The organism is Micromonospora sp. IBSANI012 (genome assembly GCF_052814045.1).
Genome location: NZ_CP199933.1, coordinates 4,385,225 through 4,409,255, shown reverse-complemented (window position 1 = coordinate 4,409,255; position 24,031 = coordinate 4,385,225). Strand labels below are relative to the sequence as shown.

Annotated in this window: 19 protein-coding genes; 10 read left to right on the top strand and 9 right to left on the bottom strand. The window is 74.3% G+C overall.

The genetic code is table 11. The features are described 5' to 3' along the window. Positions 1-144: 144 nt before the first annotated feature. Both ACTWM8_RS20345 and ACTWM8_RS20340 read right to left on the bottom strand, forming a co-directional pair. Positions 145-1,206 (bottom strand): winged helix DNA-binding domain-containing protein, encoded by a 1,062-nt coding sequence (locus tag ACTWM8_RS20345; protein WP_446214610.1) that lies wholly within the window; start codon positions 1,204-1,206, stop codon positions 145-147. Positions 1,207-1,374: 168 nt separating this feature from the next. After that, positions 1,375-2,097 carry a YsnF/AvaK domain-containing protein gene (locus ACTWM8_RS20340; protein WP_446210435.1) on the bottom strand — a complete coding sequence of 241 codons (723 nt, stop codon included), beginning with the start codon at positions 2,095-2,097 and terminating at the stop codon, positions 1,375-1,377. A 195-nt stretch (positions 2,098-2,292) separates the two neighbouring features. On the opposite strand from ACTWM8_RS20340, the gene ACTWM8_RS20335 reads away from it, so the two are divergent. After that, positions 2,293-2,667, top strand: a complete 375-nt coding sequence (locus tag ACTWM8_RS20335; protein WP_446210434.1) for a hypothetical protein — start codon at positions 2,293-2,295, stop codon at positions 2,665-2,667. Positions 2,668-2,972: 305 nt separating this feature from the next. On the opposite strand, the gene ACTWM8_RS20330 is transcribed toward ACTWM8_RS20335, so the two are convergent. After that, positions 2,973-3,863, bottom strand: a complete 891-nt coding sequence (locus ACTWM8_RS20330; RefSeq protein ID WP_446210433.1) for an LLM class flavin-dependent oxidoreductase — start codon at positions 3,861-3,863, stop codon at positions 2,973-2,975. A gap of 216 nt (positions 3,864-4,079) precedes the next feature. On the opposite strand from ACTWM8_RS20330, the gene wrbA reads away from it, so the two are divergent. After that, entirely contained in the window at positions 4,080-4,700 is a 621-nt protein-coding gene (gene wrbA, locus ACTWM8_RS20325) for an NAD(P)H:quinone oxidoreductase (RefSeq protein WP_446210432.1), read from the top strand. A gap of 68 nt (positions 4,701-4,768) precedes the next feature. Here the strand turns inward: wrbA and ACTWM8_RS20320 are convergent, their stop codons facing one another. After that, positions 4,769-6,688 (bottom strand): chorismate-binding protein, encoded by a 1,920-nt coding sequence (locus ACTWM8_RS20320; RefSeq protein WP_446210431.1) that lies wholly within the window; start codon positions 6,686-6,688, stop codon positions 4,769-4,771. A gap of 268 nt (positions 6,689-6,956) precedes the next feature. Between ACTWM8_RS20320 and ACTWM8_RS20315 the strand changes: the two genes are divergently transcribed. The 3 genes from ACTWM8_RS20315 (at position 6,957) to ACTWM8_RS20305 (ending at position 11,417) form a co-directional block, all read left to right on the top strand. Then, a complete protein-coding gene (locus ACTWM8_RS20315; protein WP_446210430.1) occupies positions 6,957-8,357 on the top strand; it encodes an FGGY family carbohydrate kinase in 1,401 nt (466 codons plus the stop codon). Positions 8,358-8,454: 97 nt separating this feature from the next. Then, positions 8,455-10,998, top strand: a complete 2,544-nt coding sequence (locus ACTWM8_RS20310) for a sensor histidine kinase (RefSeq protein WP_446210429.1) — start codon at positions 8,455-8,457, stop codon at positions 10,996-10,998. After that, positions 10,995-11,417 carry a roadblock/LC7 domain-containing protein gene (locus ACTWM8_RS20305; protein ID WP_154936150.1) on the top strand — a complete coding sequence of 141 codons (423 nt, stop codon included), beginning with the start codon at positions 10,995-10,997 and terminating at the stop codon, positions 11,415-11,417. Before ACTWM8_RS20310 ends, ACTWM8_RS20305 begins: the two co-directional genes overlap by 4 nt. A gap of 118 nt (positions 11,418-11,535) precedes the next feature. Here the strand turns inward: ACTWM8_RS20305 and ACTWM8_RS20300 are convergent, their stop codons facing one another. Further along, positions 11,536-13,020 carry a GH1 family beta-glucosidase gene (locus tag ACTWM8_RS20300; protein ID WP_446210428.1) on the bottom strand — a complete coding sequence of 495 codons (1,485 nt, stop codon included), beginning with the start codon at positions 13,018-13,020 and terminating at the stop codon, positions 11,536-11,538. An 865-nt stretch (positions 13,021-13,885) separates the two neighbouring features. Here ACTWM8_RS20300 and ACTWM8_RS20295 point away from each other — a divergent pair. Beyond that, positions 13,886-16,792 carry a glycoside hydrolase family 48 protein gene (locus ACTWM8_RS20295; RefSeq protein WP_446210427.1) on the top strand — a complete coding sequence of 969 codons (2,907 nt, stop codon included), beginning with the start codon at positions 13,886-13,888 and terminating at the stop codon, positions 16,790-16,792. Positions 16,793-17,091: 299 nt separating this feature from the next. Here the strand turns inward: ACTWM8_RS20295 and ACTWM8_RS20290 are convergent, their stop codons facing one another. Then, complete coding sequence (locus ACTWM8_RS20290; RefSeq protein WP_446210426.1) at positions 17,092-17,763, bottom strand: DUF3159 domain-containing protein; 672 nt, start codon at positions 17,761-17,763, stop codon at positions 17,092-17,094. Between the two features lie 83 nt (positions 17,764-17,846). Between ACTWM8_RS20290 and ACTWM8_RS20285 the strand changes: the two genes are divergently transcribed. Further along, on the top strand, positions 17,847-18,734 hold the full coding sequence (locus tag ACTWM8_RS20285) for a phosphatase PAP2 family protein (protein WP_446210425.1): 888 nt from the start codon (positions 17,847-17,849) through the stop codon (positions 18,732-18,734). Here ACTWM8_RS20285 and ACTWM8_RS20280 read toward each other — a convergent pair whose 3' ends face one another. Beyond that, complete coding sequence (locus ACTWM8_RS20280; protein WP_446210424.1) at positions 18,735-19,187, bottom strand: YbhB/YbcL family Raf kinase inhibitor-like protein; 453 nt, start codon at positions 19,185-19,187, stop codon at positions 18,735-18,737. A gap of 105 nt (positions 19,188-19,292) precedes the next feature. Between ACTWM8_RS20280 and ACTWM8_RS20275 the strand changes: the two genes are divergently transcribed. Further along, complete coding sequence (locus ACTWM8_RS20275; RefSeq protein WP_446210423.1) at positions 19,293-19,964, top strand: maleylpyruvate isomerase family mycothiol-dependent enzyme; 672 nt, start codon at positions 19,293-19,295, stop codon at positions 19,962-19,964. A gap of 51 nt (positions 19,965-20,015) precedes the next feature. On the opposite strand, the gene ACTWM8_RS20270 is transcribed toward ACTWM8_RS20275, so the two are convergent. Beyond that, positions 20,016-20,879, bottom strand: a complete 864-nt coding sequence (locus tag ACTWM8_RS20270; RefSeq protein WP_446210422.1) for a DUF1028 domain-containing protein — start codon at positions 20,877-20,879, stop codon at positions 20,016-20,018. A gap of 159 nt (positions 20,880-21,038) precedes the next feature. On the opposite strand from ACTWM8_RS20270, the gene ACTWM8_RS20265 reads away from it, so the two are divergent. Next, positions 21,039-22,019 (top strand): LLM class F420-dependent oxidoreductase, encoded by a 981-nt coding sequence (locus ACTWM8_RS20265; protein WP_446214609.1) that lies wholly within the window; start codon positions 21,039-21,041, stop codon positions 22,017-22,019. Continuing rightward, positions 22,016-22,807: an SDR family oxidoreductase gene (locus ACTWM8_RS20260; protein WP_446210421.1), complete on the top strand. Its 792-nt coding sequence runs from the start codon at positions 22,016-22,018 to the stop codon at positions 22,805-22,807. The genes ACTWM8_RS20265 and ACTWM8_RS20260 overlap by 4 nt, the downstream gene beginning before the upstream one ends. 97 nt (positions 22,808-22,904) lie before the next feature. Here the strand turns inward: ACTWM8_RS20260 and ACTWM8_RS20255 are convergent, their stop codons facing one another. Next, on the bottom strand, positions 22,905-24,008 hold the full coding sequence (locus ACTWM8_RS20255) for an IS30 family transposase (protein ID WP_446210420.1): 1,104 nt from the start codon (positions 24,006-24,008) through the stop codon (positions 22,905-22,907). Between the last annotated feature and the right edge of the window lie 23 nt (positions 24,009-24,031).

Genomic DNA, 24,031 nt, shown 5'->3' with positions numbered 1-24,031 from the left:
GCGAGGGGAGGGTGGCGGGGTGGGGAAGGCGTTCGGCGTCTTGGCAGGTCAGGAGGTGGCGGGCGGCTGGGCGGCCGACGTCGGCCGCGGGTGGAGGCCAGCCGGGTTACGGATCGTGACGAGGCGGGTCGCGCGGAGCCGGGGTCACCAGGAGTGGTGAAGGGGCAGGCCGAGGAAGTCGGCGTACCGGATGAGGGCCGCCTCGACCCGGCCGCGCATCGAGTCGTCGAACGGGGTCAGCTGCCGCACGGTCACGGTGACCCGGGCCCGGCCGATGGTGCGCTTCCAGGTGCCGACCACGCGGCCGCCGCGCACGATCGTGGACTGGAAGACGCCGTTGCCGCCGGGGACCACGGCCTGCCGGTGCGCCGGGTCGAGCATCAGCGTGCGGTCCTTGTAGCCGAGCAGGTACTCGTCGAACCCGGGCAGCGCCAGCACGTCGTCGCGCACGGTGCGGGGCGCGTCGAGCAGCGCCGCGTCGAGCACGGCCGGCACCCCGTCCACCTCCACTGTGGCCAGGTCGTCGCCGGCCACCGCGATGCCCCGCCGGGCGTCGGCCGCGGTCAGCCCCGTCCAGCCGGCGAAGTCCTGTCGGGTGGTCGGCCCGTGGGACCGGAAGTATCGCAGCGCCAGCAGACCGAGCGCCTCGTCGCGCTCGGGGCGGCGCGCCTCGGGCGCCCACTCGTCGAGCAGGGCGAAGGTCTGCTCGGTCCCGACGTGGGGGGCGATGCAGGTGACGCCGCGCTGGCTGGCGTACCAGAGCAGGTGGTAGCCGCGCTGGCCGGCGGGATCGATGCCGGCGGCGGCCAGGGTGGCCAGGCACTCCGCGCGGGTGAGCCGGCCGCCGCCGGCCAGCGCGGCGCCGAGCACGTCGGCCGCCCGATCGGCGTCGGCCTCGGTGAGGCCGAGCGCGGCCCGGCGGGCCGCCGCGCCGCTCAGCGCCCGCACGCCGGTCACCTCGAGCATCCAGCGGGCGTCCCGCGCAGGTACGAGGTGCACGGTGCCCCGCATCGGCCAGGTCCGCAACGCCTCCCGGCGGTCCAGCGCCGCCCGCACGTCCGCCACCGTCCACCCGGGCAGCCGGGTGCCCAGCGACCACAGGCCGCTCGCCGCGTCCTGCGCCTGCATCGCGCCGAACCACTCGACCACGCCGGCGACGTCCCGCGGCCGGCTGCGCGGGTGCTGCCGCAGCAGCAGGCTGGTCATCCGCAACGCCAACGCCTCGCCGCCGGTCAACCGCACACTGCCGCCCTTCGCCCGGGAACGACGGTCAGCCTAGGCCGCGGCACCGACACCGGCCCGGACACGCCGCCGGGCGGGCGGGCCGTGGCCCACCCGCCCGACGTCCACGATCACCGACCGTGGCGGTCGCGGTCAGCGCCGCCGGCGTGCCGGCTCCGGCACGTCCGCGTCGACCCGCTCGCGGCGGACCTGCGCGTCGATCGGCTCATTCTCGACAATCTCGTCCTTGTTGAGCCGGACCCGCTCGACGGGCACCTGGTCCTTGCTGACCACCGGCCGCTCCGCGCGCAGCTCCATCTCACGCTGCTCATCGCGGATGTCCGGCCGGGCGTTGCCGCGGTTCGCCGCGGTGATCGGCTCGCGCACCACCCGTACCTCGTCGTGCTCGACCGGCACCGTGGTGTGCACGTCCTCGGTCACCACGTGCTTGCTCAGCCGGGCCTTGCCCGCCGGCTCGCTCTGGGTACCGACCCGCAGCCGCTCCTCGGACCGGATCATCTCCGGCGCACCGGGCCGCCGCTGTGGCTGCTCCTGCTGCTGCTGGAGCTGGTAGTGCCGGTAGAGCTGGGCGAGCTGGTCCGCGCCGAGCGGCGCCTCGGTGCCCGACTCGACGGCGGGCGCGCTGCGCACGGTGGCCTTGTCGTACGGCACCCGCAGGCGACCCTCGGCCATCCCGGCCCCGGCCAGCGGCGCCATGGACTCGTGGTGGCCCATCACGCCGGTCTGCACGCTGACCCAGGTGGCCTCGCCGGCGGGGTCGGCCCAGACCTGGGCCACGCTGCCGACCTTGGCGCCCGAGCGGTCCTGGACGTCCTGCCCGTACAGCGAGCGGACCTGCTGTTCGGTGAGTCGCATCGTTCGTCCTTCCTCTCGTGGGTCACGACCTGGCTACCCGGCCCGTTCGGAGCACATTCGCCGGGAAGGGCGTGGATAGCAGCAGCGGGAGGAGCGGGTGCCGAGGGGACGCATAAGTGTCGGGACATCGGGGATGCGCCATCCGGGATCGTAGCGAAGCCATCCGGGACCGTAGCGAAGAATGCGAGGTATGAGATGACCGCGTCCAGTGAGCCCGCCCCGCGCGCCCGGCCCGCCGGAGGTACGGCGGCCAAGACCAGCGCCGCCGCCACCTTCGCCCTGGTGTTCGGCGTGGCGGCGCTGTTCAGCGTGCTGACCGCCATCCTCGCCTGGATCGGTCTGCTGCTCGGGATCATCGGGGTGATCCTGGGGATCGTCGGGCTGAAGATGAGCCGCCGCCCGGGGGTGACCGGGCGGGGGGTGGCGATCGGGGGGCTGGTGCTCAGCGTGCTGGCGGTGCTGCTCGGGTTGGCCCTCGCGGCCGGGATCAGCACCTTCGTCAACGACGAGGGTGCGGTGGACCGCCTCCAGCAACAGGTCGACGACCTGCGCGACCGACTCGACGACTGAGCCGGACACCGGCCGCCGACCCGTTGGCGGAGCCCCCCAGCTGACACGGGCCCTGATCGCGCTACGCCCGCTCTCGCAGGCGGAGCGCGATCCCCCGTTCAGGTCCATAATGCGTCGGCGGTGTCCCGGGCCGCCGGCACCCGTGCGACCAGGATCCCGGTCGGCGAGGCCGGCGGGCACCGCCCCGCAGGGAACTTGCGCAAATCTTGAGCCGGCTACGGCCCGACGCCAGGAGGGTGGACGCGGCCGAGGAAGTGGCGCATCAGGGACACCACCTCGTCATTCCGTGCCGTGCCGCCGCCGGTTCAGCGCCGGTCGGCGGTGACCAGCTCGCGGACGGCGGGCGCCACCTCGGCGGCGAATCGGCGCAGGTCGTCGGGGTCGTCGCTGCCGAGGATGAAGACGCTGACGCCCTCGCTCAGGGCCAGGTCCGCCAGTTCCTCGGCCCACTGCTCCGCGGGTCCGTCCAGCGGGCCGCGACCGACCGCGTTGAACCGTCCGGTGATGTTGAGCAGCCGCCGGACGTCCCGGGGCGATCGGCCGGCCTGCTGGGTGGCGTCGTCGATGATCTGGTTGCCGGTGGTCAGGTCGCCGGGTTGCAGGTAGCCCAGCGACGGGAGCCAGCCGTCGGCCCGCCGGCCGGTGAGCGCGAGCATCCGGGGCTTGTAGGCGCCCAGCCAGATCGGCACCGGGTGGGCGGGGGCCGGGCCGCGCTTGGCCCCGTGCACCCGGTGGAACTCGCCGTCGACCCGCGCGCCGCCGCGCGCGCCGGCGTCCCACAGTTGGCGGATGACGTCGATGGCCTCCTCCAGGGCCCGCACCCCCTGCGCCGGGGTGAGCCGGCGGCCGCCCATCGCCTCGATGGCGTCCCAGAACGCGCCCGCCCCCAGGCCCAGCCGGACCCGGCCGCCGCTGAGCAGGTCGAGGCTCGCCACGCTGCGCGCGAGGACCGCCGGCGGGCGCAGCGGAAGGTTCGTCACGTTCGCCGACAGGCCCACCGTGCTGGTCCGCGCGGCGACGTAGCTCAGCAGCGTCCAGGTGTCGAGCAACTTCGGCTGGTACGGGTGGTCCTGGAAGGTGACCAGGTCCAGCCCGACCTGCTCGGCCAGGACGGCGAGGGCGACGGTGCCCGCCGGGTCGTCGCTCGCCGGTGTGGTGAACGATCCGAAAAGCAGCGGGTGACCGTAGTCGCTCATCGCCGGTCGGCCTTCGGGTAGGGCGGGCACGAGGGCCGGCGCTTTCCGATGCTCATCCGCCTCTCCTTCCCGTCCCGGCCGCGGGCAGTCCCTCGATCCGGGTGCCGGATTGCCGGCCTCGACCAGGTCAGGCTGCGACCCGCTCGATGTTGCAGTTTGACCCGGCATGTGACGGGTAGTCGCGGGAGCTGATCCGAACCGAGGAGGGACGTGCCGATGGACGGCCAGGTCAAGGTAGCGGTGGTCTACTACAGCGCGACCGGCATCACCTACCAGATGGCGCAGGCGGCCTGCGAGGCCGCCGGCGAGGCCGGCGCCGACGTGCGCCTGCGCAAGGTACGCGAGCTGGCGCCCGACGAGGCGATCCGCTCCAACTCGGGCTGGCAGGCCCACCACCTGGAGACCCAGGACGTCCCCGAGGCCCAGCTCGACGACCTGTCCTGGGCCGACGTGATCATCTTCGGCTCGCCCACCCGCTACGGGATGATTGCCGCCCAGCTCAAGCAGTTCATCGACACCACCGGCCCGCTCTGGTCGCAGGGCGCCCTGGTGGACAAGGTCTACAGCGCCTTCACCTCCACCGCGACCTCGCACGGCGGGCAGGAGTCCACCCTGCTGTCGCTGTTCACGATCTTCTACCACTGGGGCGGTCTCGTGGTGACCCCCGGCTACACCGAGCCGAGCCAGTTCGCCGCGGGCAACCCGTACGGCGCCTCGCACACCAGCAACAACGGGGAGACCGCCCCGGACCAGCTGGCGTTGGGTGCCACCGCCCTGACCGCCAAGCGGGCGGTGCGCCTCGGCGCCGCGGTCAAGCGCGGCCTCGCCGCCGGCTGACGTCAGGGGGCGACCGGTGGTCCGGGCGGGGGCTCTCGGCCCGTCCGGTCCACCGGTCGCCGCAACCCCTACCCGCGATCGGCCGGTCCATGCGCGGTCAGCGCCGGACGGGCCAGCAGGTGTCCGAGCAGGTCCGCCAGGACCGCCAGCCCGTCCCGGCTGAGCACCGACTCCGGGTGGAACTGCACCCCGGCGAACCCGGGGCCGCGCAGCGCGTGCACCGCCCCGTCGGCCGGGTCACGGGACAGCTCCACCGGCCCGTACCGGGTGCCGAGCCGGTCGCGGTCGGCCAGGGCGGTGAAGGTGGAGTAGAAGCCCACCCGCCGGGACGTGCCGAAGACCGACACGTCCCGCTGCAATCCCTGGTACGGCGCCTCGCGCCGGTGCAGCGGCAACCCCAGCAGGCCGGCGAGCAGCTGGTGGCCGAGGCAGACCGCCAGCGTGGGCAGGCCGGCGGCTAGCCGGTCGGCCAGCAGCGCCCGCAGCGCCGCCATCTTCGGCTCGGTGATCGCGCCCGGGTCGCCCGGCCCGGGCCCCACCACCACCAGGTCGTACCCGTCGAGCGGGGCGGCCCGTTGCCACGGCCGGACGTCCACGGCGAGACCCAGGGCGCCGAGCTGGTGGGCGAGCATCCCGGTGAAGGTGTCCTCGCCGTCCACGATCAGCGCCCGCCGACCGGTCAGCCCGGCCAGCGTGGTCGCCCCGGGCACCCGCTGGTCGAGCCAGAACCGGGCCAGTGGCGTGTTCCGCGCGGCGAGCACCGCCCGCACCTCGGGGTCGTCGGCGAGGCGTACCGCCCGGGTGGGGTCGGCGGCCGGCGCCTGCGGAGCCAGCCCCAGCGCGGCGAGCACCCCGGCCGCCTTGGCGTGCGTCTCGGCGACCTCGCCCGCGGCGGTCGAGTGCCGCACCAGGGTCGCCCCGACCGGCACCCGCAGCTCACCGGCGGGGGAGATCTCCGCCGTCCGGATCAGGATCGGCGCGTCCAGCGTCTGCCGGCCCTCGCCGTCGCGCCCGAGCAGGGCCAGCACGCCGGAGTAGTAGCGCCGCCCGGAGCGCTCGTGCCGGGCGATCACCCGGCAGGCGTTCTCCATCGGACTGCCGGTCACCGTTGGGGCGAACATCGTCTCCCGCAGCACCTCCCGGACGTCCTTCGAGCCCCGCCCGGCGAGCAGGTACTCCGTGTGCGCGAGGTGCGCCATCTCCTTCAGGTACGGCCCGACCACCTGGCCGCCGTGCTCGGCGACCGTGGCCATCATCTTCAGCTCCTCGTCGAGCACCATGTACAGCTCCTCGACCTCCTTGGGGTCGCGGAGGAAGCGCAGCAGGGCGGCGCGGTCCGGGGCCGCGCCGGCGTGCCGGAAGGTGCCGCTGATCGGGTTCATCATCACCAGCCCGTCGTCGACGCTGACGTGCCGCTCCGGGCTCGCGCCGACCAGGATCCGGTGCCCGGTGTGCACCAGGAACGTCCAGTACGCGCCCCGCTCGCCGAGCAGCAGCCGGCGCAGCGCCGCCAGCCCCGCCCGCAGCGGCGATCCCTGCACCGTCGCCCGCAGGGTGCGGTGGATGACGAAGTTGGCGCCCTCGCCGCGGCCGATCTCCTCGGCCAGCACCCGCTCGACGGTGCCGGCGTACTCCTCGTCGGCGACGTCGAACGCGGCGCCCGTGGTGACCACCGGCGCCTGCGGCAGCGCGGCGAGCGCGTCGGTCAGGGTGATCCGCGCGTGCCCGGCTATCTCCAGGTACTCCAGCGGCGTGCCGTCGTCGACGCACTCGAAGCCCCGCTCGGCGATCTGCCGGTACGGCACCAGGGCCAGGGTGCGGGGGCCGGCCGCCCCGTCCGGCAGCGGCAGGTCGGCGAGCCGGTCGGCGGTGCGGACCGTACCCGTGAAGAGGTCGAGGTGCGCGGCGCCCTCGCGACGGACGAGCGCGAACGGGCCGGGGTCGGCGTCGTGCGCGAGGGCGGCGAGCAGGTCGTGCGGGCGGTTCATCGGTGTCTCCTCCGGGCCGTCGGCGCCGCCCGTCGGGGCGGCCCGGGAGCCGGGGAGAGACCGGCGGCCGCCTCGTCGGGCGGCCGCGTGGAAAGCTACGCGCGGAAGGTGGCCGCCGGGTCGGCGGGCCACCAGCAGGACAGGTGCGCGAGCATGTCGACCACCCTACGCGGCCCCCGCCGGACGCGGAAGCCGTCCGAGGTACGCGTCGCGCGCCCGCCACCGATCGAGGCTTCGGCGGGCCGGTCGGCGGGTACCGTGACCGGCGATGAACATTCTCGCTCTCGACCTCGGCACCTCCTCGGTACGCGGGCTCGTGCTCGACGCCGACGCGGCTCCGCGGCCGGGTGCGCTGGCGCGGCGCAAGGTGCACGTGAGCATCGGCGACCGCGGCTCGGGCACCCTCGACCCCGCGCAGTACCTGGCCTGCCTGGTCGAGTGCCTGGACGAGCTCGCCGCCGCCGGGCACCTGCGCGACGTGCACCTGGTCGCGGTCTCGGCGCAGTGGCACTCGGTGGTGCCGCTCGACCCCGCGGGTGCGCCGCTCGGGCCGGTCCTGACCTGGCTGGACACCCGCCCCGCGCCGGCCCCCGGCAACGCCGGCCCGGCCGATCCGGATGCCTACCACGAACGGACCGGCGGGTGGTGGCACCGCGGCTACTGGCCGCTCCGGCTGCCCTGGCTCCGGGCGCGGTGCGGCAGCCCGATCGCCCGGTTCGCCGGCCTGGCCGAGTACGTCCTCGGCCAACTGCTCGACACCGCGCCGATGTCGGTCTCCATGGCCTCCGGCACGGGACTGCTCGACCTGCGCACGCTGACCTGGGACGCCGAGGCCTGCGAGCTGGCCGGGGTCCGCCCGGGCGAGCTGCCCGAGCTGGCGCCGACGGGATGGAGTGGGCGACTGCGCGCGGAGCACGCCCGTCGGTGGCCGCAGCTGGCCGGCGTGGCCTGGTCCGTCCCGGTCGGTGACGGGGCCGCCTCCAACGTGGGCTCCGGTTGCGTGGACGGGCGGCGTGCGGCGGTGACCGTGGGCACCTCCGCGGCGGTCCGGCTGCTGCATCGGCTGCCGGCCGGGGAGCCGCTGCCGCCGCTGCCCAAGGAACTCTGGCGCTACCGGGTGGACCACGAGTACGTGGTGACCGGAGCGGCCTACTCCAGCGGAGGCAACCTGTACACCTGGGCCAAGCGGGAGCTGCGGCTGCCCGAGGGTCCGGAGCTGTCGGCCGCGCTGGCCCGCGTGCCGCCGGACGGTGGCGCGGTGACGGCCGACCCACGCCTCGGCGGCGACCGGCCACCCGGCTTCGCTCCGGCCGGTGCCGGCGAGCTGCGCGGGCTCAGCTTCGCCACCACCGGGGTGGAGATCCTGGCCGGACTGATGGCCGGCCTGTGCCGGATGGTCGCCGACGATCTGGCCGTGCTGGAGTCCACCGTCGAGACGCCGATGGAGGTGGTGCTGGGTGGGGGAGCGATGGCTGCCTCCGTGTGGTGGCGCTCGGCGTTCGCCACGGCGCTGGCGCCCCGCCCGGTGCGGCACCGCGCCGAGCCGGAGATCGGGGCGATCGGCGCGGCGCTGGTGGCGCTGGGCCGGGTGGCCGAGGCGGGGCGGCTGGCGATGACCGATCCGCTCGACGAGGGACGCGCGCCGCAGCGCTCCGGCGCCGCTTCCTGACCGGAGCTGTGCCACGCCCCGTTGACACAGCTCGCGGGCCTGGTTGGATGGACCCCGCTCCCTGACGCGGGGGAGGCGGGGGACCGAGGAGGCAGGTGTGGGCGCAGGTCCCGACCCGAGGCAGGGCGAGCAGGGTGGTCGGAGCCGGGGGGCCGTCCGGGTCGTACCCCACCGGCGGCGCTCGCCGTTCCGGCTGCGCGACTGGCGGATGCGCACCAAGCTCGCCACCGTGCTGGTCATCCCGTCCGTGGCCTTCCTGGTGCTGGCCGGCGTGCAGACCGCGGCGCTGGTCGGGCAGACCACCGCGCTGAGCGACTTCGCCCGGCAGGTCGGCATCGGCCGGCAGATCACCACCGTGGTGGACCGGCTCCAGCAGGAGCGGGACCGCTCCGCGGGGGAGCTGGCCGAGCTGCGCCGGGCCGGGAGCCAGGCCGACCGGGACGCGGCGATCAGCGCGCTGCGGCCGTTGCAGGCGGCCACCGACCAGGCCGTCAGCGAGCTGCGCGGAGCCGCGCAGCCGCTGGCCGACGCCGACGCGTCCTGGCGGGTGGCGTACGGCGAGGCGCTGGAGGCGTACGACCAGGTGGTCTACATCCGGGCCGCGGTGCCGCCGGCGGTGCTCAACAGTGACACCATCCTGAGCAACTACCACCGGGCCATCGAGGCGCTGCTCAACCTGCTGGCGGAGCCCTCGCCGGGGGAGCAGCAGCCCGTGCTCACCGACGCCGTGCTGCGGTACGTGCAGCTCGCCCGGGTCAAGGAGCTGTCGTCGCGGATCCGCGGGCAGCTCTACGCCGCCGCCCGAGCCGGCCGCTACGACCTGGACGACCAGGTGACCCTCACCGACCTGCGGGCGCAGCAGCTGGCCGCGCTCGGCGCGTTCCGGGTCGCCGCCACCAACGATCAGGTCCGGCTCTACGACCGGACCTCGGTCGATCCGGCGTTCGTCGCGGCGATGAAGCTGGAGGAGAAGAGCCTGCCCACCGGCGGCGCCCGCGCGGAGGTGCTGCCCGCGCCGCAGTGGTGGGCCGCCAGCGAGCAGCGGCAGGAGCTGCTGCGCCAGTTGGAGGCGCGGGTGCTGGACGACGCGGTGACCCGGGCCGACACGGTCAGTGGCGACCGGCTGCGCACCACCCTGCTGGTGGTCGGCGGCATCGTGGTGGTGCTCGGGCTCGCCGTGCTGCTCGCCCTGCTCATTGGCCGGTCGATCGCCAACTCCATGCAGCGCCTGCGCGGGCAGGCCCTGCGGATCGCCCAGGTCGAGCTGCCGGACGCGCTGGACCGGCTCCGCTCGGTGCAGGGCGGCGTGCCCACCATCGACGTGCCGCCCCCGGTCGTCCGTTCCTCCGACGAGATCGGCGAGCTGGCCGAGGCGTTCGTCGCGGTGCACCGCAGCGCGGTCAGCGTCGCGGTGGAGCAGGCGGAGACGCGGCGCACCGTCAACGCGATGTTCGTCAACCTGGCCCGACGCAGCCAGGTGCTGGTGGAGCGGCAGCTGGAGCTGCTCGACGACCTGGAACGGGAGGAGGCCGACCCGGACCAGCTGGAGAACCTGTTCAAGCTGGACCACCTGGCCGCCCGGATGCGCCGTAACGACGAGAGCCTGCTGGTGCTGGCCGGCACGGAGTCCACCCGGCGGTGGAACCGCCCGGTCGGTCTCGGGGCGGTGCTGCTGGCCGCCAGCGCCGAGATCGAGCAGTACCAGCGGGTCCGCCGCGAGTCGGTGGCCGACCTGTACGTGGTCGGGCACGCCGTCGGCGAGCTGGTGCACCTGCTGGCCGAGCTGCTGGAGAACGCCACCGCCTTCTCCCGGCCCGACACCGTGGTCCGGGTGGGCGCCCGGGCCGAGGGCGCCGGCGCGGTGGTGGAGATCGTCGACCAGGGGTTGGGGATGAGCCCGGCGGCGCTGGAACAGGCCAACACCGTGCTGGCCTCCCCGCCGGCCGCCGACGTGGCCGCCTCGGAGCGGATGGGCCTGTTCGTGGTCAGCCACCTCGCCGCCCGGCACGGCATCCGGGTACGCCTCAGCGGCGGCGCCCAGGGCCTGGTCGCCCGGATCGAGCTGCCCGCCGCGCTGCTGGCCGCCGCGCCCCCGGCAGAGCTGGACGCGCCGGTCTCACCCCGGATGCTGACCACGGCGGTCGCCGGCGCGACCCGGCCCGGCGGGCCGCGACGGCCGGCCGGTGCGCCGGCGCCGACGGAGCTGCCGGTGGCCGGCCGTCGTCCCGACCCGGCTCCGGTGGTGCCCGTGCAGGGGCGGCCGGTGCCGGTCCGCGCCGAGGACGTGCTGTCGCCGGCCGCGGGCGCCCCGGCGGCCGGCGGCGGCTGGTGGTCCCGCCAGGGGCCTGCACCGTCCGCCCCGGTGCCGGCCGCTGATGTGACGCCCACGCCGCCCGCGACGCCTGTCTTCGGGGGCACCAACGAACGAGGCCTGCCGGTGCGGGTGCCGATGGCTCAGCTCTCCGCGGTCACCGAGCCGGCCCGGCCGGAGGTTGCCGCTACACGGGACGACCCGGACCCGGAGGCGGTCGGTGGAATGCTGTCGCGGCTGTACAGCGGGGTCCGCCGGGCCGAGGCCGAGGAGACCCGGGAGATAATCTTGCCGCCGTTCGGTGGGCACAGCGAAGGAGGACGACAGTGACGACGTTGAGCCAGGAGGCGCGAGACCTTAGCTGGCTGGTCAACGCGTTCGCGGAGCGGGTGCCGGGGGTGGCCCACGCCGTGGTGGTCTCCTCCGACGGGCTGCTGGTCGCGATCTCGGCGCACCTGCCCCGCGACCACGCCGACAAGCTCGCCGCGGTGACCTCCGGCCTGATGAGCATCACCGCGGGGGCGGCCCAGATGTTCGACGGCGACATCGTCAAGCAGACGGTCGTCGAGATGGGGCGCGGCTACTTCCTGGTGATGCAGATCCGCGACGGCTCGATCCTCGCCACGCTGGCCGCGTCCGACGCCGACATCGGCGTGGTGGGCTACGAGATGGCCCGGCTGGCCAAGCAGGCCGGTGAGATGCTCACCCCGGCGCTGCGTGCCGAGTTGCAGCAGGCGCTGCCCCGCTGACGACGACCGCTCCCGCCGGCCGGCCGGTCCCGCTCGGCCGGACCCGCCCGCCCCGGCGGGTCGGACCACCCGACCGCCCCCACGCGGTCCGGTGCGCCGGTCCCGGCCGGCGGGTGGCTCAGAGGCCGTTGTCGCTGATCACCTGCCGGTACCAGTGGGCGCTGCGCTTGGGGATGCGGCGCTGGGTGGCATAGTCCACGTAGACCAGTCCCCAGCGCTGGTCGTAGCCCTCGGCCCACTCGAAGTTGTCCAGCAGCGACCAGACGTGGTAGCTCTCCAGCGGCACGCCGGCGCCAATCGCGCGGTGCGCGGCGGCGAAGTGGTCCCGCAGGAAGGCGATCCGGCCGGCGTCGTCGACGGTGCCGTCGGCGGCCAGGACGTCCGGGGAGGGCAGGCCGTTCTCGGTGACGGTGATCGGGACGGGGCCGTAGTCGCGGGTGACCCGGGTCAGGATGTCGTACATCCCCTCGGGGTGGATCTGCTGCCACTCCGCCTCGGAGGTGGCCCAGCGCCGCACGGTGCCGCCGTCGGCGGTGACGTAGATCGGCGTGTAGTACTGCACGGCCAGCAGGTCGACCGGGCTGGAGATGATCTCCAGGTCGCCGTCGGCGATACCCCGGACGAGCCGGCTGTCCTCGCCGAGGTCGGCCAGCACGTCGGCCGGGTACGCGCCGGTGAGGACGGAGTCCAGGTACAGCCGGTTCTCGTACCCGTCGTAGAGCCGGGTCGCGGCCGCCGCGGCCGGGGTGTCGTCGGCCGGGTAGCACGGGTGCAGGTTGAACGCCGGCCCGATCCGTGCGGTGGAGCCGGTGGCCCGCAGGGCGCGCACCGCCAGGCCGTGCGCGAGCTGGAGGTGGTGGGCGACCAGGTACGCGGCGTCCGGATCCTGCCGGCCCGGGGCGTGGTGGCCCCAGAGGTAGCCGTTCTGCACCACGGTCTTCGGCTCGTTGACGGTCAGCCACACCGGCACCTGGTCACCCAGGCCCCGGAACACGGCGTCGGCGTAGTCGGCGAAGCGGTACGCGGTGTCCCGGTTCTCCCAGCCGCCGGCGTCCTGCAACGACTGGGGTAGATCCCAGTGGAAGAGGGTGACCATGGGCGCGATGCCGCGCTCGTGCAGGCCGTCGACCAGCCGGCGGTAGAAGTCCAGGCCGCGCTGGTTGGGTCGGCCGGTGCCGTCGGCCTGGATGCGGGGCCAGGAGACGGAGAACCGGTAGCTGCGCAGGCCGAGGTCGCGCATCAGGTCCAGGTCCTCGGACCAGCGGTGGTAGTGGTCCGCGGCCACGTCGCCGGTGTCGCCGTTGCGGGTCCGCCCCGGGGTACGGCTGAAGGTGTCCCAGATCGACTCGCCGCGCCCGTCCTCCTTGGCGGCGCCCTCGATCTGGTAGGCCGAGGTGGCCGCGCCCCAGCCGAAGTCGCGCGGGAAGCGCAGGGTGCCCGCGCCGGGGATGGCAGTCGGGTCCCCGTCCGGCGGGGTGTCGCAGCCGGCCGTCACGGCGGCGGCCGCGCCGGCCACGGCGGCCCCGACCGGGGAGAGCCCGGCGCTGGCGGTGGCGGAGGGCGCGGCGCGGTGCAGCGGTCGCCGTCGGGTGGGTATCGACATCGGTGTTTCTCCTCAGGGTGCGGGCCACCCCGACGGCCGGGAGCGCTCCCAGCACCGGCATGCGGCGTTCCGGCCGCCTCGGGGGCGGACCGCCAGCCTAGAGGGCCGCGCGGAGGCGGCCGGGATGGGGGGAAGTGAAGATGTGACGGGCGCCGTCGGTCGTCCACGCGCCGGGCGGGGCGCAGATAGCGAGCGAGGCCGGCCGGGCGGCGTACGCGCCTGTCCCGTCGGCCTCTTTTCCCGTCGACTACGGGGCTTTAGTGTGGGGACGGGGGAGGGCAACCCCCGTCCCCACCTTGGTGCACACACGCACGAGTCGAATTGGCGTCCGCCGTGCGTGTCGCGCGGGAGCCGGGCCACGCGAGTGGCTCTGGTTCCACCTCCCTCCGTCACTGGCGGGTGTCGGCTGGCGACGATGTCCGGGCTGGCCCGTCGTCAGCCTCTTGGCCTGCACCGCGGCCGGGCGACCACGGTCGACGAAACAAGTGCATCTTTGTCGATGGAAGCGCTCCCACCACGATGCGACTGTAACGCCCGTCACGGGTTTGTGAAAGCCCCAAAACGAGATCGAAACATTGATCGCTGTCCCACCTGCGGTGTTGTCGTGGGAGCGCTTCCATGGCAGACTGTCGAATCGACGCAGCGGAGCCAGCTCGCGTGAGCGTGGGTCGCCGAGGGCATCCGGGATCTCCAGACGGCACCCCGAGGAACCGCCGCCGGTGCCGCCCCAGGGGCGGCAGACCGGCGCAGTTCCGCACCGACCACCTTCCCGGGCGCCTCCGTCCCCCGCGTTCCCTGCTCGCGTGGAGGCGCCTCGCCGGCGGCCCGTCAGGCTCCGGCCCTCCTCCGAGGAGACACCGCGCACATGAGACTCTGGGCAAGACGTCGCCGGACGGCGATGTTCGCCGCCACCGCGCTGGCCATCGGCGGGGTGACCCTGCCGGCCGGCGCCGCGCAGGCCGCCCCCGCCTGCGACGTGGTCTACGCGACCAACGACTGGAACACCGGTTTCACCGCCAACGTCACCGTCAAGAACCTGGGCGACGCGCTCACCGGGTGGACGCTCAAGTTTTCCTTCCCGAACAGCTCCCAGCGCGTCACCCAGGGCTGGTCGGCGAGGTGGAGCCAGACCGGCAGCGAGGTCACCGCGACCAACGAGTCGTGGAACGGCAGCCTCGGCGCCGGCGCGTCGACCACCATCGGGTTCAACGGCGCGTACTCCGGCAGCAACCCGAAGCCCACCGCCTTCACCCTCAATGGGGTCGCCTGCAACGGCACCCCGGCCAACCAGCCGCCGACGGTGTCGCTGGGGCTGCCGACCGGGCCGTTCGAGGCACCGGCCGACGTGCCGCTCACCGCCACCGCCAGCGACCCGGACGGGACGATCGCCAAGGTCGAGTTCTACCGCAACGGCCTGCTGGTCAACACCGACACCACCGCCCCGTACGGCTACACCCTTGAGGACCTGCCGGCCGGCGGCTACACCGTGCAGGCCAAGGCGTACGACAACGCCAACGGCGTCGCGGTGGCGGAGAAGGCGTTCACCGTCAACCCCGCCTCCGGTCCGGTGCTGGTGGCCACCCCGTCGGCGGTCAGCGTGACCGAGGGCGGCACGGGCACGGTCAGCCTGAAGCTCAGCGCCCCGCCCAGCGCCAACGTGCCGGTGACCCTCACCCGCACCGGCGACACCGACGTCACCGTCACCCCGGCGACCGTCACGCTCACCCCGGCCAACTGGAACACCGGGGTGACGGCCACCGTCGCCGCGGCCGAGGACGGGGACACCCTGGGCGGCACCGCCACCGTCACGGCCTCGGCCACCGGCTTCGCGCCGCTGGCGATCGCCGTCATGGAGATCGACAACGACACCCCGGGTGGGGACAACGCCTACATCAAGCGGTTCCTCGACCAGTACGGCAAGATCAAGAACTCCGGGTACTTCAGCCCGGAGGGCGTGCCGTACCACTCGGTCGAGACGCTGATCGTCGAGGCGCCCGACCACGGCCACGAGACGACCTCGGAGGCGTTCAGCTTCTGGCTCTGGCTGGAGGCGCAGTACGGCCGGGTCACCCAGAACTGGGCCCCGTTCAACAACGCCTGGACCGTGATGGAGAAATACATAATTCCGAATCATTCGGACCAGCCGGCGGCCGGCGCGGCGGGCACCGCCCAGTACGCCGCCGAGTACAACCTGCCCAGCCAGTACCCGTCGCAGTTGCAGCCCTCCGTCGCGGTCGGCCAGGACCCGCTCCGCTCGGAACTGCAGAGCACCTACGGCACCGGTGACATCTACGGCATGCACTGGCTGCTGGACGTCGACAACACCTACGGCTTCGGCCGCTGCGGTGACGGCACCACCCGGCCGGCGTACATCAACACCTTCCAGCGGGGCACCCAGGAGTCGGTGTGGGAGACCGTGCCGCAGCCCTCCTGCGACACCTTCGCCCACGGCGGCCAGTACGGCTACCTGGACCTGTTCGTCAAGGAGGGCAGCGCCCCCGCGAAGCAGTGGAAGTACACCAACGCCCCGGACGCCGACGCCCGCGCCGTGCAGGCCGCGTACTGGGCGCTGACCTGGGCCAAGGCCCAGGGCCGGGAGGCCGACGTGGCGGCCACCGTGGCGAAGGCCGCCAAGATGGGTGACTACCTGCGCTACTCCATGTTCGACAAGTACTTCAAGAAGATCGGCAACTGCGTCGGGGCCAGCACCTGCCCGGCCGGCAGTGGCCGGGACTCGGCGCACTACCTGATGTCCTGGTACTACGCCTGGGGCGGCGCGTACGACCCCAGCCAGAACTGGTCCTGGCGGATCGGCTCCAGCCACAACCACTTCGGCTACCAGAATCCGCTCGCGGCCTGGGCGCTGACCAACGTGCCGGAGCTGAAGCCCAAGTCGCCGACCGCGGTCGCCGACTGGCAGAAGAGCTTCGACCGGCAGCTGGAGTTCTACACCTGGCTCCAGTCCGCCGAGGGCGGCATCGCCGGTGGCGCGACCAACAGCTGGGACGGCAGCTACGCCCAGCCGCCGGCCGGCACCGCCACCTTCTACGGCATGTACTACGACGTCGACCCGGTCTACAACGACCCGCCGTCCAACCAGTGGTTCGGCATGCAGGCCTGGTCGATGCAGCGGATCGCCGAGCTGTACCTGCTGACCGGCAACGCCAAGGCCAAGGCGCTGCTGGACAAGTGGGTGCCGTGGGCCATCGCCAACACCACGGTGGGCGCCAACTGGTCGATCCCGTCGGACATGAAGTGGACCGGCCAACCCGCCAACTGGGACCCGGCCAACCCGCAGGCGAACACCAACCTGCACGTCGAGGTGACGGTGAAGGGCCAGGACGTCGGCGTCGCCGCCGCCTACGCCCGCACCCTGATCGCGTACGCGGCGAAGTCGGGCAACGTGTCGGCCAAGAACACCGCCAAGGGGCTGCTGGACGCCCTCCACGCGGCCAGCGACGCCAAGGGCGTCTCCACCACCGAGAAGCGCGGCGACTACCGGCGCTTCGACGACGTCTACACCGCCGCCGACGGACAGGGCCTCTACGTCCCGTCCGGCTGGACCGGGAAGATGCCCAACGGCGACGCCATCGCGGCGGGCAAGAGCTTCCTGGACATCCGGTCGTTCTACAAGAACGACCCCGACTGGCCGAAGGTGCAGGCCTATCTCAACGGTGGCGCCGAGCCGGCCTTCAACTACCACCGGTTCTGGGCCCAGGCCGACGTCGCCATGGCGTACGCCGACTACGGCAACCTGTTCCCGAACGGGTGAGGTGACCCTCCCGGGTGGGTGGCGCGGCGCCACCCACCCGGGGGCCGACCGGGCCCGGGGGAGCGGACGGCCCGGTCGGCGGGCGGCCCGATTCCCACGGTCGGGCCGGGGTGGGTCGACCGTCCGGTCGACGCAGCGGATCGGGCGACCCACCCCACCGCTCGCCGCGGCGTGCGTCGGGGAAAAGCCGCGAAAAAAGAGGGCGTCGTGGGATCACACGACGCCGCGCGACGGAGTACCGTGTTTCTCGGAGAGGCCGCTCCCCCCGTGGCGGCCTCTCCCTTAATTTTCCCCCCGGTTCAGCTTCCGTCCGGGGTGACCGGGTGCCGCAGCCCCGGGTGGCCGGTCGGCAGCGACCGCCGGATCAGCAGCCAGCTCACCGTCAGCGCCGCCGCCACCAGCGGCCAGGTCAGCGCTGCCCGGGCCACCGTCAGCGCGACCACCTGACCGCCGAGGTACAGCGGCAGGAACACCGCCACCCGCAACGCGTACGTCGCCGCCCAGACCCAGCTGCCCCGCGAGTACGCCCGCAGCAGCGCCCGGTCCCGCCGCCACCGGCTCCGCTGCCGCAGCGCCACCCCGACCACCACCCCGAGCAGCGGCCAGCGCACCACGATGCTGACCACCCAGACCAGCGCGCTCGCCGCGTTGGAGAAGAGCTGCACCAGGAAGAAGTCGGCCGCCCGTCCGGTGTAGAGCGCGATCAACGCGGCGACGCAGACGGCGAGCAGCCCGACCAGCACCGACCTCGGCCGGTCACCCCGGCGCAGCCGCCACCCGGCCACCGCCGTGCCGGCCAGCACGGCCGCCGCCACCCCGCCGGCGATGGACCGCCCGGTCAGCAGCCAGCCGAGGGTGAACGCCACCGGTGGCAGGGTCGCGTCCACCGCCCCGCCCCGCCCGCCCAGCAGGTCCGCCAGCGACTCCGGCCGCTCCGCGAGCACCGGCTCCCGTTCCGCCGTACCGCCCACCGTCACCTCCCGTGGTCCGGCCCCAACCTAGCCGGGCCGCACCGGTGGCCCGGCGAGCGACCTGCCGGGTGTGCCGTTACGGTGTGCGGGTGCGCGAGACGGCAAGAGGTTGGACCGCGGTCTGGTTGGTCGTACTGGCTCTGGTCCAGGCGGCCGCTCTCGTCGTGCTGTGGCGCTTCGCCGTGCACACCGGGACCGGCCAGTGGCTGGACACGGTCGCGTTGACCGGCAACCAGATCGGCCAGGACCGCATCGACGGGCCGGTCAGCCGGATCCTCAACGCGATGTCGGTGGTGTCGCTGCTGGTCGCCACGGCCGTGATCGGCTTCATCGCGCTGATCCGTGGGCGCAAGGCGCTCGCCGTCGCGGCCACCCTGCTGATCGCGGGCGCGAACGTCAGCACGCAACTGCTCAAGTACATCCTCGACCGGCCGGCGCTGGGCATCGACCCGGAACGGGACGCCGCCGGCAACAGCCTGCCCAGCGGGCACGCCACCATCGCCGCCTCGGTGGCGCTGGCGCTGATCCTGGTGCTGCCGCCCAAGGTGCGCCCGCTCGGGGCGTTCCTCGGCGTCGCGTACGCCGCCACCGCCGGCGTGGCCACCCTCTCCGCCGGCTGGCACCGGCCCAGCGACGCCGTGGCGGCGTTCCTCGTGGTCGGCGTCTGGGCCGCGCTGGCCGGGCTGCTCCTGCTGGTCTTCCAGCGGGAGCAGGCGCAGGTCTCCGCCGAGGACGCGCACCGGGTCGCCGCGGCCCTGCTCGGGTTGGGCGGCCTGGCGGCCGTCGTCGCCAGCGGACTGGCCCTGTCCTGGCTGCTCGACCAGCAGCAGGTGCCGGTTGACGAGCTGAGCCGCCGTCCGCTCTTCATCGGGTACGCGGGCAGCGCCGCCGGCATCGCCGGCACGATGGCCGTGGTGGCCGCGCTGGTGCTGCTCCCGATGCACCGCCTGGTGCCCCGCTACAAGGGCTGATCAGCGCCGGTACGTCCCGACCATGGTGCCGGAGGCCACCTCCCGGCCGGCCAGTGCCGCGTGCACGTCGGCGGCCTGCGGGGCGTCCGGCAGGTCGACCGGGCGTTCCAGGGCGTACAGCCGGAAGAAGTAGCGGTGCGCCTCGTCGGCCTGCGGCGGGTGCGGTCCACCCCACCCGGTGGTGCCGAAGCCGTTGGGCCACTCCTGGCCGCCCTCGGGGACCATGCCCTCTCCGACCCCGCCGGAGGTCGGGGAGATCCCGGTGACCAGCCAGTGCAGGAACGGACTCCGCCCGGCGTCCGGGTCCTCGACCAGCAGCAGCAGCTCGGTCGCGGACTCCGGTACGTCGGACCACTCCAATGGCGGTGACGCGTTCCCGCCGTCTCGCGAGAACCGCCCCGGCAACTGGTCGTGGTCGTTGAACGCGGTGCTGCGCAGCATGATGCCCGCCATCTGTCGCCCGCCCCCTCTCGTCGGCCCGGCGCGTACCCGCGACCGGCCGGCCGAAACCGACGTGGCAGGGTACGAGCACGACGACGGCGGGGGAGGATCGGCCCGGTGGAGACGGTACGGACGGCGTTCCGGGACGAGTGCGCCCGGCTCGACGGGGTGCTGCGCACCCTGACCGAGGCGGAACTGGACCGCCCGACCCCCTGCCCACCCTGGGCCGTCCGCGACCTCGTCGCCCACGTCAGCACCGGCGCCGGCCGCCTGGTCGACATGCTCGCCGCGCCGGCCCCGCCCCGGGCGGAGGTGGACGCCGCCAGCTACTTCGGCGCGGCGAAGTTCACCCCGGAGGTCGACGCCGCGCGGGTCGACAGCGCCCGCCGGGAGGCCCGTCGACCGGCCGACGTGGCGGCGACGGCCGAGGCCTTCACCGCCGCCTGGCGGGGCATCGACTCCGCCGTCGCGGCGCAGCCCGCCGACCGGGTGGTCCGCACCCGGCACGGCGACGCGATGACCCTGTCCGACTTCCTGGTCACCCGGGTGGTGGAGGTCGGCGTGCACGGCCTCGACCTGGCCCGGGCGCTGGACCGGCGGCCGTGGCTGACCCCGACCGCCGCCCGGGTGGTCGCCGACCTGCTCACCGGCGGCCGGCCCGTCCCGGCGCGGCTGGGCTGGGACCCGCTCACCCTGATCCGCAAGACCACCGGCCGGCTGCCGCTCACCGAGGCCGAGCGCGCCGAGGTGACCGCCTCCGGCTTCCGCTGGCTCACCTTCGGCGGCTGACCCGCCCGTCGTCTTCGGCCGCCGCCGGGGCCGGTGGTGCTGGGCGGGCGGTCAGGTCGCGGTACGGGGTGCCGGGACGTGCGCGACGCCGGCGCGCAAGTGGGCCAGGACGATCGGGTCGATCCGGCCGGGGACCAGTCGCTCCTCCAGGTTCTCCACGCCGGCCCAGGAGGCGAGCGCGTCGTCCAGCCCCGCCCCGCCGACCGGGTGCCCGACGGCGCTGAGCAGGGCGGTCACCTCGTCGGCGAGCGGGCCGGTGAGGTCCAGCAGGGTGGCCGGGTCGGGCTTGCCGAACAGCAGCGTGTGGATGTCCAGCAGCCGACCCAGCTCGGCGACCGGGTCGGGGTGGTCGTCCACCCGCAGGTCGACCAGGGTGTCGCCGGTGCCCGCGTACCCACCGTGGCGCTGGACCACCAGGATGCCGGCGCTCTGCCGACCGCGGCGGTCGCCGCCGGCATCGTCGCCGGCGCGCAGCGCGGCGAGCAGCCGCTGCGGGAACGGCAGGGCGGCCCCGCCCAGCCAGGCGTCGCGCAGCGCGTCGATGACGTGCGGCCCGGCGAGGATGTTGCCCTGCGCCGCCCAGCCCTCGCCGGCCTGCCCGCCGGCCCAGTCGTGGCAGCGCGGACCCGTCCAGGTGGCGCCGTCGCCGGTGTCGCCGACGACGCCGAGCTGCCGGTCGTCCCGGCCCGGGTCGGCAGCGACCAGGCCGGCCACCACGTCGGCGGCGGCGACACCGCTGCGCAGCAGGGCCAGCCCCTGCGGGCGGTAGGCGAGGTTGACGTGCGCCTGGGTGGCGAGCGCGCCCACCTCCGCCTCGGCGGCCGGCACCAGCGCGCCGGCGGCGAGGAACTTGCTGGCCACCACGACGCCGTGCAGGCGACCGTCGGCGGACCGGGCGACAAGGGAGAAGGTCACCCGTGGAGGCTAGCGCCACCCATCGACGGTGGGCAGACCCCCGCCACGCCCGGCGCGTCCCTGGCATCCCGACCGCCCGCGCGGCGGGCACCGGGTGATCCGGCCTTGTCCCTGGACGGTGCAGCGGGCACGATCGACCGGATGACGAACCGATGGGGCATGACGGTGCCGTTGGGTGGCGTCCCACTCGCCGATCACGCCGCGGTCTACGCGGCCCTCGACCGGGCCGGGTTCACCGACGTCTGGTCGTCGGAGGTCAACGGCGCCGACGCGTTCACCCCGCTCGCCCTCGCCGCCGCCTGGCAGCCGCGGCTGCGCCTCGGCACCGCGATCGCCCCGGTCTTCACCCGGGGGCCCGGGCTGCTGGCCATGAGCGCCGCCGCGCTCGCCGAGGCCGCCCCGGGGCGCTTCGCGCTGGGCATCGGCGCCTCCTCGCCGGTGCTGGTCGACGACTGGAACGCGATCCCGTTCACCGAGCCGTTCCGGCGTACCCGGGACGTGCTGCGCTTCCTCCAGGCGGCGCTGCGCGGGGAGACGGTGGACGGGGCGTTCGACACCTTCGCCGTCCGCCGGTTCACCCTTGAACGCCCGCCGGCGGTGCCGCCGCCGGTGCTGCTGGCCGCGCTGCGTCCCGGGATGCTCCGGCTGGCCGCCGCGGAGGCCGACGGGGTGATCCTCAACTGGCTCGCCGCCGACGACGTGCCGAAGGCCCTCGCCGAGCTGGGCGGGCGCGGCCCCGGCTTCGAGGTGGTCGCCCGGATCTTCGTCTGCCCCACCGAGGACGCCGGCTACGCCCGCACCCTCGGCCGGCGGCTGATCACCAGCTACCTGACCGTGCCGGCGTATGCCGAGTTCCACCGCTGGCTGGGCCGGGAGAGCGTGCTCGGCCCGATGTGGACGGCCTGGGCCGCCGGGGACCGGCGGGGCGCCGGCGCGGCGGTGCCCGACGAGGTGGTCGACGCGCTGGTGCTGCACGGCTCGCCCGAGCACTGCCGCGCCGAGGTGCGCCGCTACGCCGAGGCGGGGGTGGACGTGCCGGTGCTCGCGCTGCTGCCCACCCCGGAGTTGACGTCCGGCGGCGCCGCCGCGCTGGGCGACCTGATCGCCCGGCTCGGGCCGGCGGGGGAGGAGCGGGCGTGAACCTGACCGACCGGGTGGCGGTGATCACCGGAGCGGCCGGCGGCATCGGGTCGGCGCTGGCGCGCCGGTTCGCCGCCGAGGGCGCGGCGGCGCTGGTGCTGGCCGACCTGGACGCCACTGCCACCGGCGCGGTGGCCACAAGCGTCGGCCCGATTGCCCGGGCCGTCGCCGTGGACGTCACCGACGAGGACCAGGTCCGCGAGCTGGTCGCCGACACCGAGCGACGGTACGGCCGGATCGACCTGTTCTGCGCCAACGCGGGCGTGGCCACCGGCGGGGGCGTGGAGGCGGCCGACGCGGAGTGGGACCGGTCCTGGCGGGTCAACGTGCTGTCCCACGTGTACGCGGCCCGCGCGGTGCTGCCGGCGATGCTGGCCCGGGGTGAGGGCTACCTGCTGCACACCTGCTCGGCGGCCGGGGTGCTGACCGCGGTGGGCGACGCCCCGTACACCGCCACCAAGCACGCGGCGGTCGGGTTCGCCGAGTGGCTGGCGATCACCTACCGCGACCAGGGCGTCCGGGTCAGCGCGCTCTGCCCGCAGGGGGTGGACACGCCGATGCTCGCCGACGGGCTGGCCGCCGGCCACCTCGGCGCCCGGGTGATCGCGGCCTCCGGCGCGGTGCTCACCCCCGATCAGGTGGCCGACGCGGCCATCGCCGGGCTGGCCGAGGAACGCTTCCTGATCCTGCCGCACCCCGAGGTCGCCGCGTACGCCCTGCGCCGCGCCCAGGACCCCGACGGCTGGCAGGCCGGCCTCCGCAAACTCGTCCGCCGCCTCCGCGCCTGACCCCCCGCGCCCTCCCGTCCCCTCCCGCGGGCCGGCCTCGGTGATCAAGAAGTTTGCGTCGCGGCGGGCCGGCGATGTCAAGTGGTGAGTGCAATCGTCAGGGCGTGATGAGTTGAGCGAGACGCTGGGTTGGGGTTGCCCAGCTCAGTGTCTGGCGGGGGCGGGTGTTCAGTTCGTGGGCGACCTCGTCGAGGCCGGCCTGGTCGATGGTGCGGAAGTCGTAGCTGCTTTTGGGGAAGTACTGGCGTAGTAGTCCGTTGGTGTTCTCGTTGGTGCCGCGTTGCCAGGGGCTGTGGGGGTCGCAGAAGTAGACCGGGCAGCCGGTGACGACGGTGAACTGCGGGTGGGTGGCCATTTCCACGCCCTGGTCCCAGGCCAGTGAGCGGCGCAGGTGCGTCGGCATCCTCGTGGTCAGGTCGGTGAGTACGCCGATGACGGCTTCGCTGTCGCGGCCGTTGGGTAGGGCGCCGAGCATCACGTAACGGGTGCTGCGTTCCACCAGGGTCACGATCGCTGAGGCGCCGGCCTTGCCGATGACCAGATCACCTTCCCAGTGCCCGGGCACCGCCCGGTCGGTGGCCTCGGCGGGGCGGGCGCTGATGTGCAGGTCGCCGATCCAGGGCCGCCGGCTACGGGCGGCACCCGCGGTACGTGACTGCGGGCGCCGCGCAGTGCGCCCCGACCGCAGGGCCACCTGCCGGGTCAACTCGGCCCGAAGGTTCCCCCGTGACTGCACGTAGATCGCCTGGTAGATCGTCTCGTGGGACACCTGCAACTCCGGCCGGTCGGCGAACGTGGCCCGCAACCACGCGGCGATCTGCTTCGGAGACCACCTACGAGCCAGTTTCCCCGCCACCACCTGCCGCAGCCGCGTACCCACCGCCAGCTTCGACGTTGTCGCCCGGCGTCGCGCCGCGTCAGTCCGCCGCTGCGCCCACTGCGCCTGATACCCCCACCGATACGGGCGACGAGCCCGCCCGGGCGGCAACGACCGCCCGAGCGGATTCTTCGTTCCATGCCGAGCACTGTTGTTCCGCGCCACCTCCCGCGACACCGTGCACACCGGCACCCCGAGAAGCCCAGCGATCTGCGAGATCGTCCGACCCGAGGCCCACAAATGCTCCAACACCTGCCGATGCCCGAACGTCAACACACCCGGCCTCGCCACCAGCACCTCCAGCCCAACCAAGATCAGTTGCACTGAAGCCTAGAAACCGCCGCCGG

Excerpts from the sequence above, each read along its gene's own strand:
- ACTWM8_RS20265 (WP_446214609.1), top strand. The coding sequence starts at position 21,039 with ATGACGGTGCCGTTGGGTGGCGTCCCACTCGCCGATCACGCCGCGGTC.
- wrbA (WP_446210432.1), top strand. The coding sequence starts at position 4,080 with ATGGACGGCCAGGTCAAGGTAGCGGTGGTCTACTACAGCGCGACCGGC.
- ACTWM8_RS20320 (WP_446210431.1), bottom strand. The coding sequence starts at position 6,688 with ATGAACCGCCCGCACGACCTGCTCGCCGCCCTCGCGCACGACGCCGAC.
- ACTWM8_RS20345 (WP_446214610.1), bottom strand. The coding sequence starts at position 1,206 with ATGACCAGCCTGCTGCTGCGGCAGCACCCGCGCAGCCGGCCGCGGGAC.
- ACTWM8_RS20315 (WP_446210430.1), top strand. The coding sequence starts at position 6,957 with ATGAACATTCTCGCTCTCGACCTCGGCACCTCCTCGGTACGCGGGCTC.
- ACTWM8_RS20330 (WP_446210433.1), bottom strand. The coding sequence starts at position 3,863 with ATGAGCGACTACGGTCACCCGCTGCTTTTCGGATCGTTCACCACACCG.
- ACTWM8_RS20280 (WP_446210424.1), bottom strand. The coding sequence starts at position 19,187 with ATGGCGGGCATCATGCTGCGCAGCACCGCGTTCAACGACCACGACCAG.
- ACTWM8_RS20335 (WP_446210434.1), top strand. The coding sequence starts at position 2,293 with ATGACCGCGTCCAGTGAGCCCGCCCCGCGCGCCCGGCCCGCCGGAGGT.
- ACTWM8_RS20340 (WP_446210435.1), bottom strand. The coding sequence starts at position 2,097 with ATGCGACTCACCGAACAGCAGGTCCGCTCGCTGTACGGGCAGGACGTC.
- ACTWM8_RS20300 (WP_446210428.1), bottom strand. The coding sequence starts at position 13,020 with ATGTCGATACCCACCCGACGGCGACCGCTGCACCGCGCCGCGCCCTCC.
- ACTWM8_RS20295 (WP_446210427.1), top strand. The coding sequence starts at position 13,886 with ATGAGACTCTGGGCAAGACGTCGCCGGACGGCGATGTTCGCCGCCACC.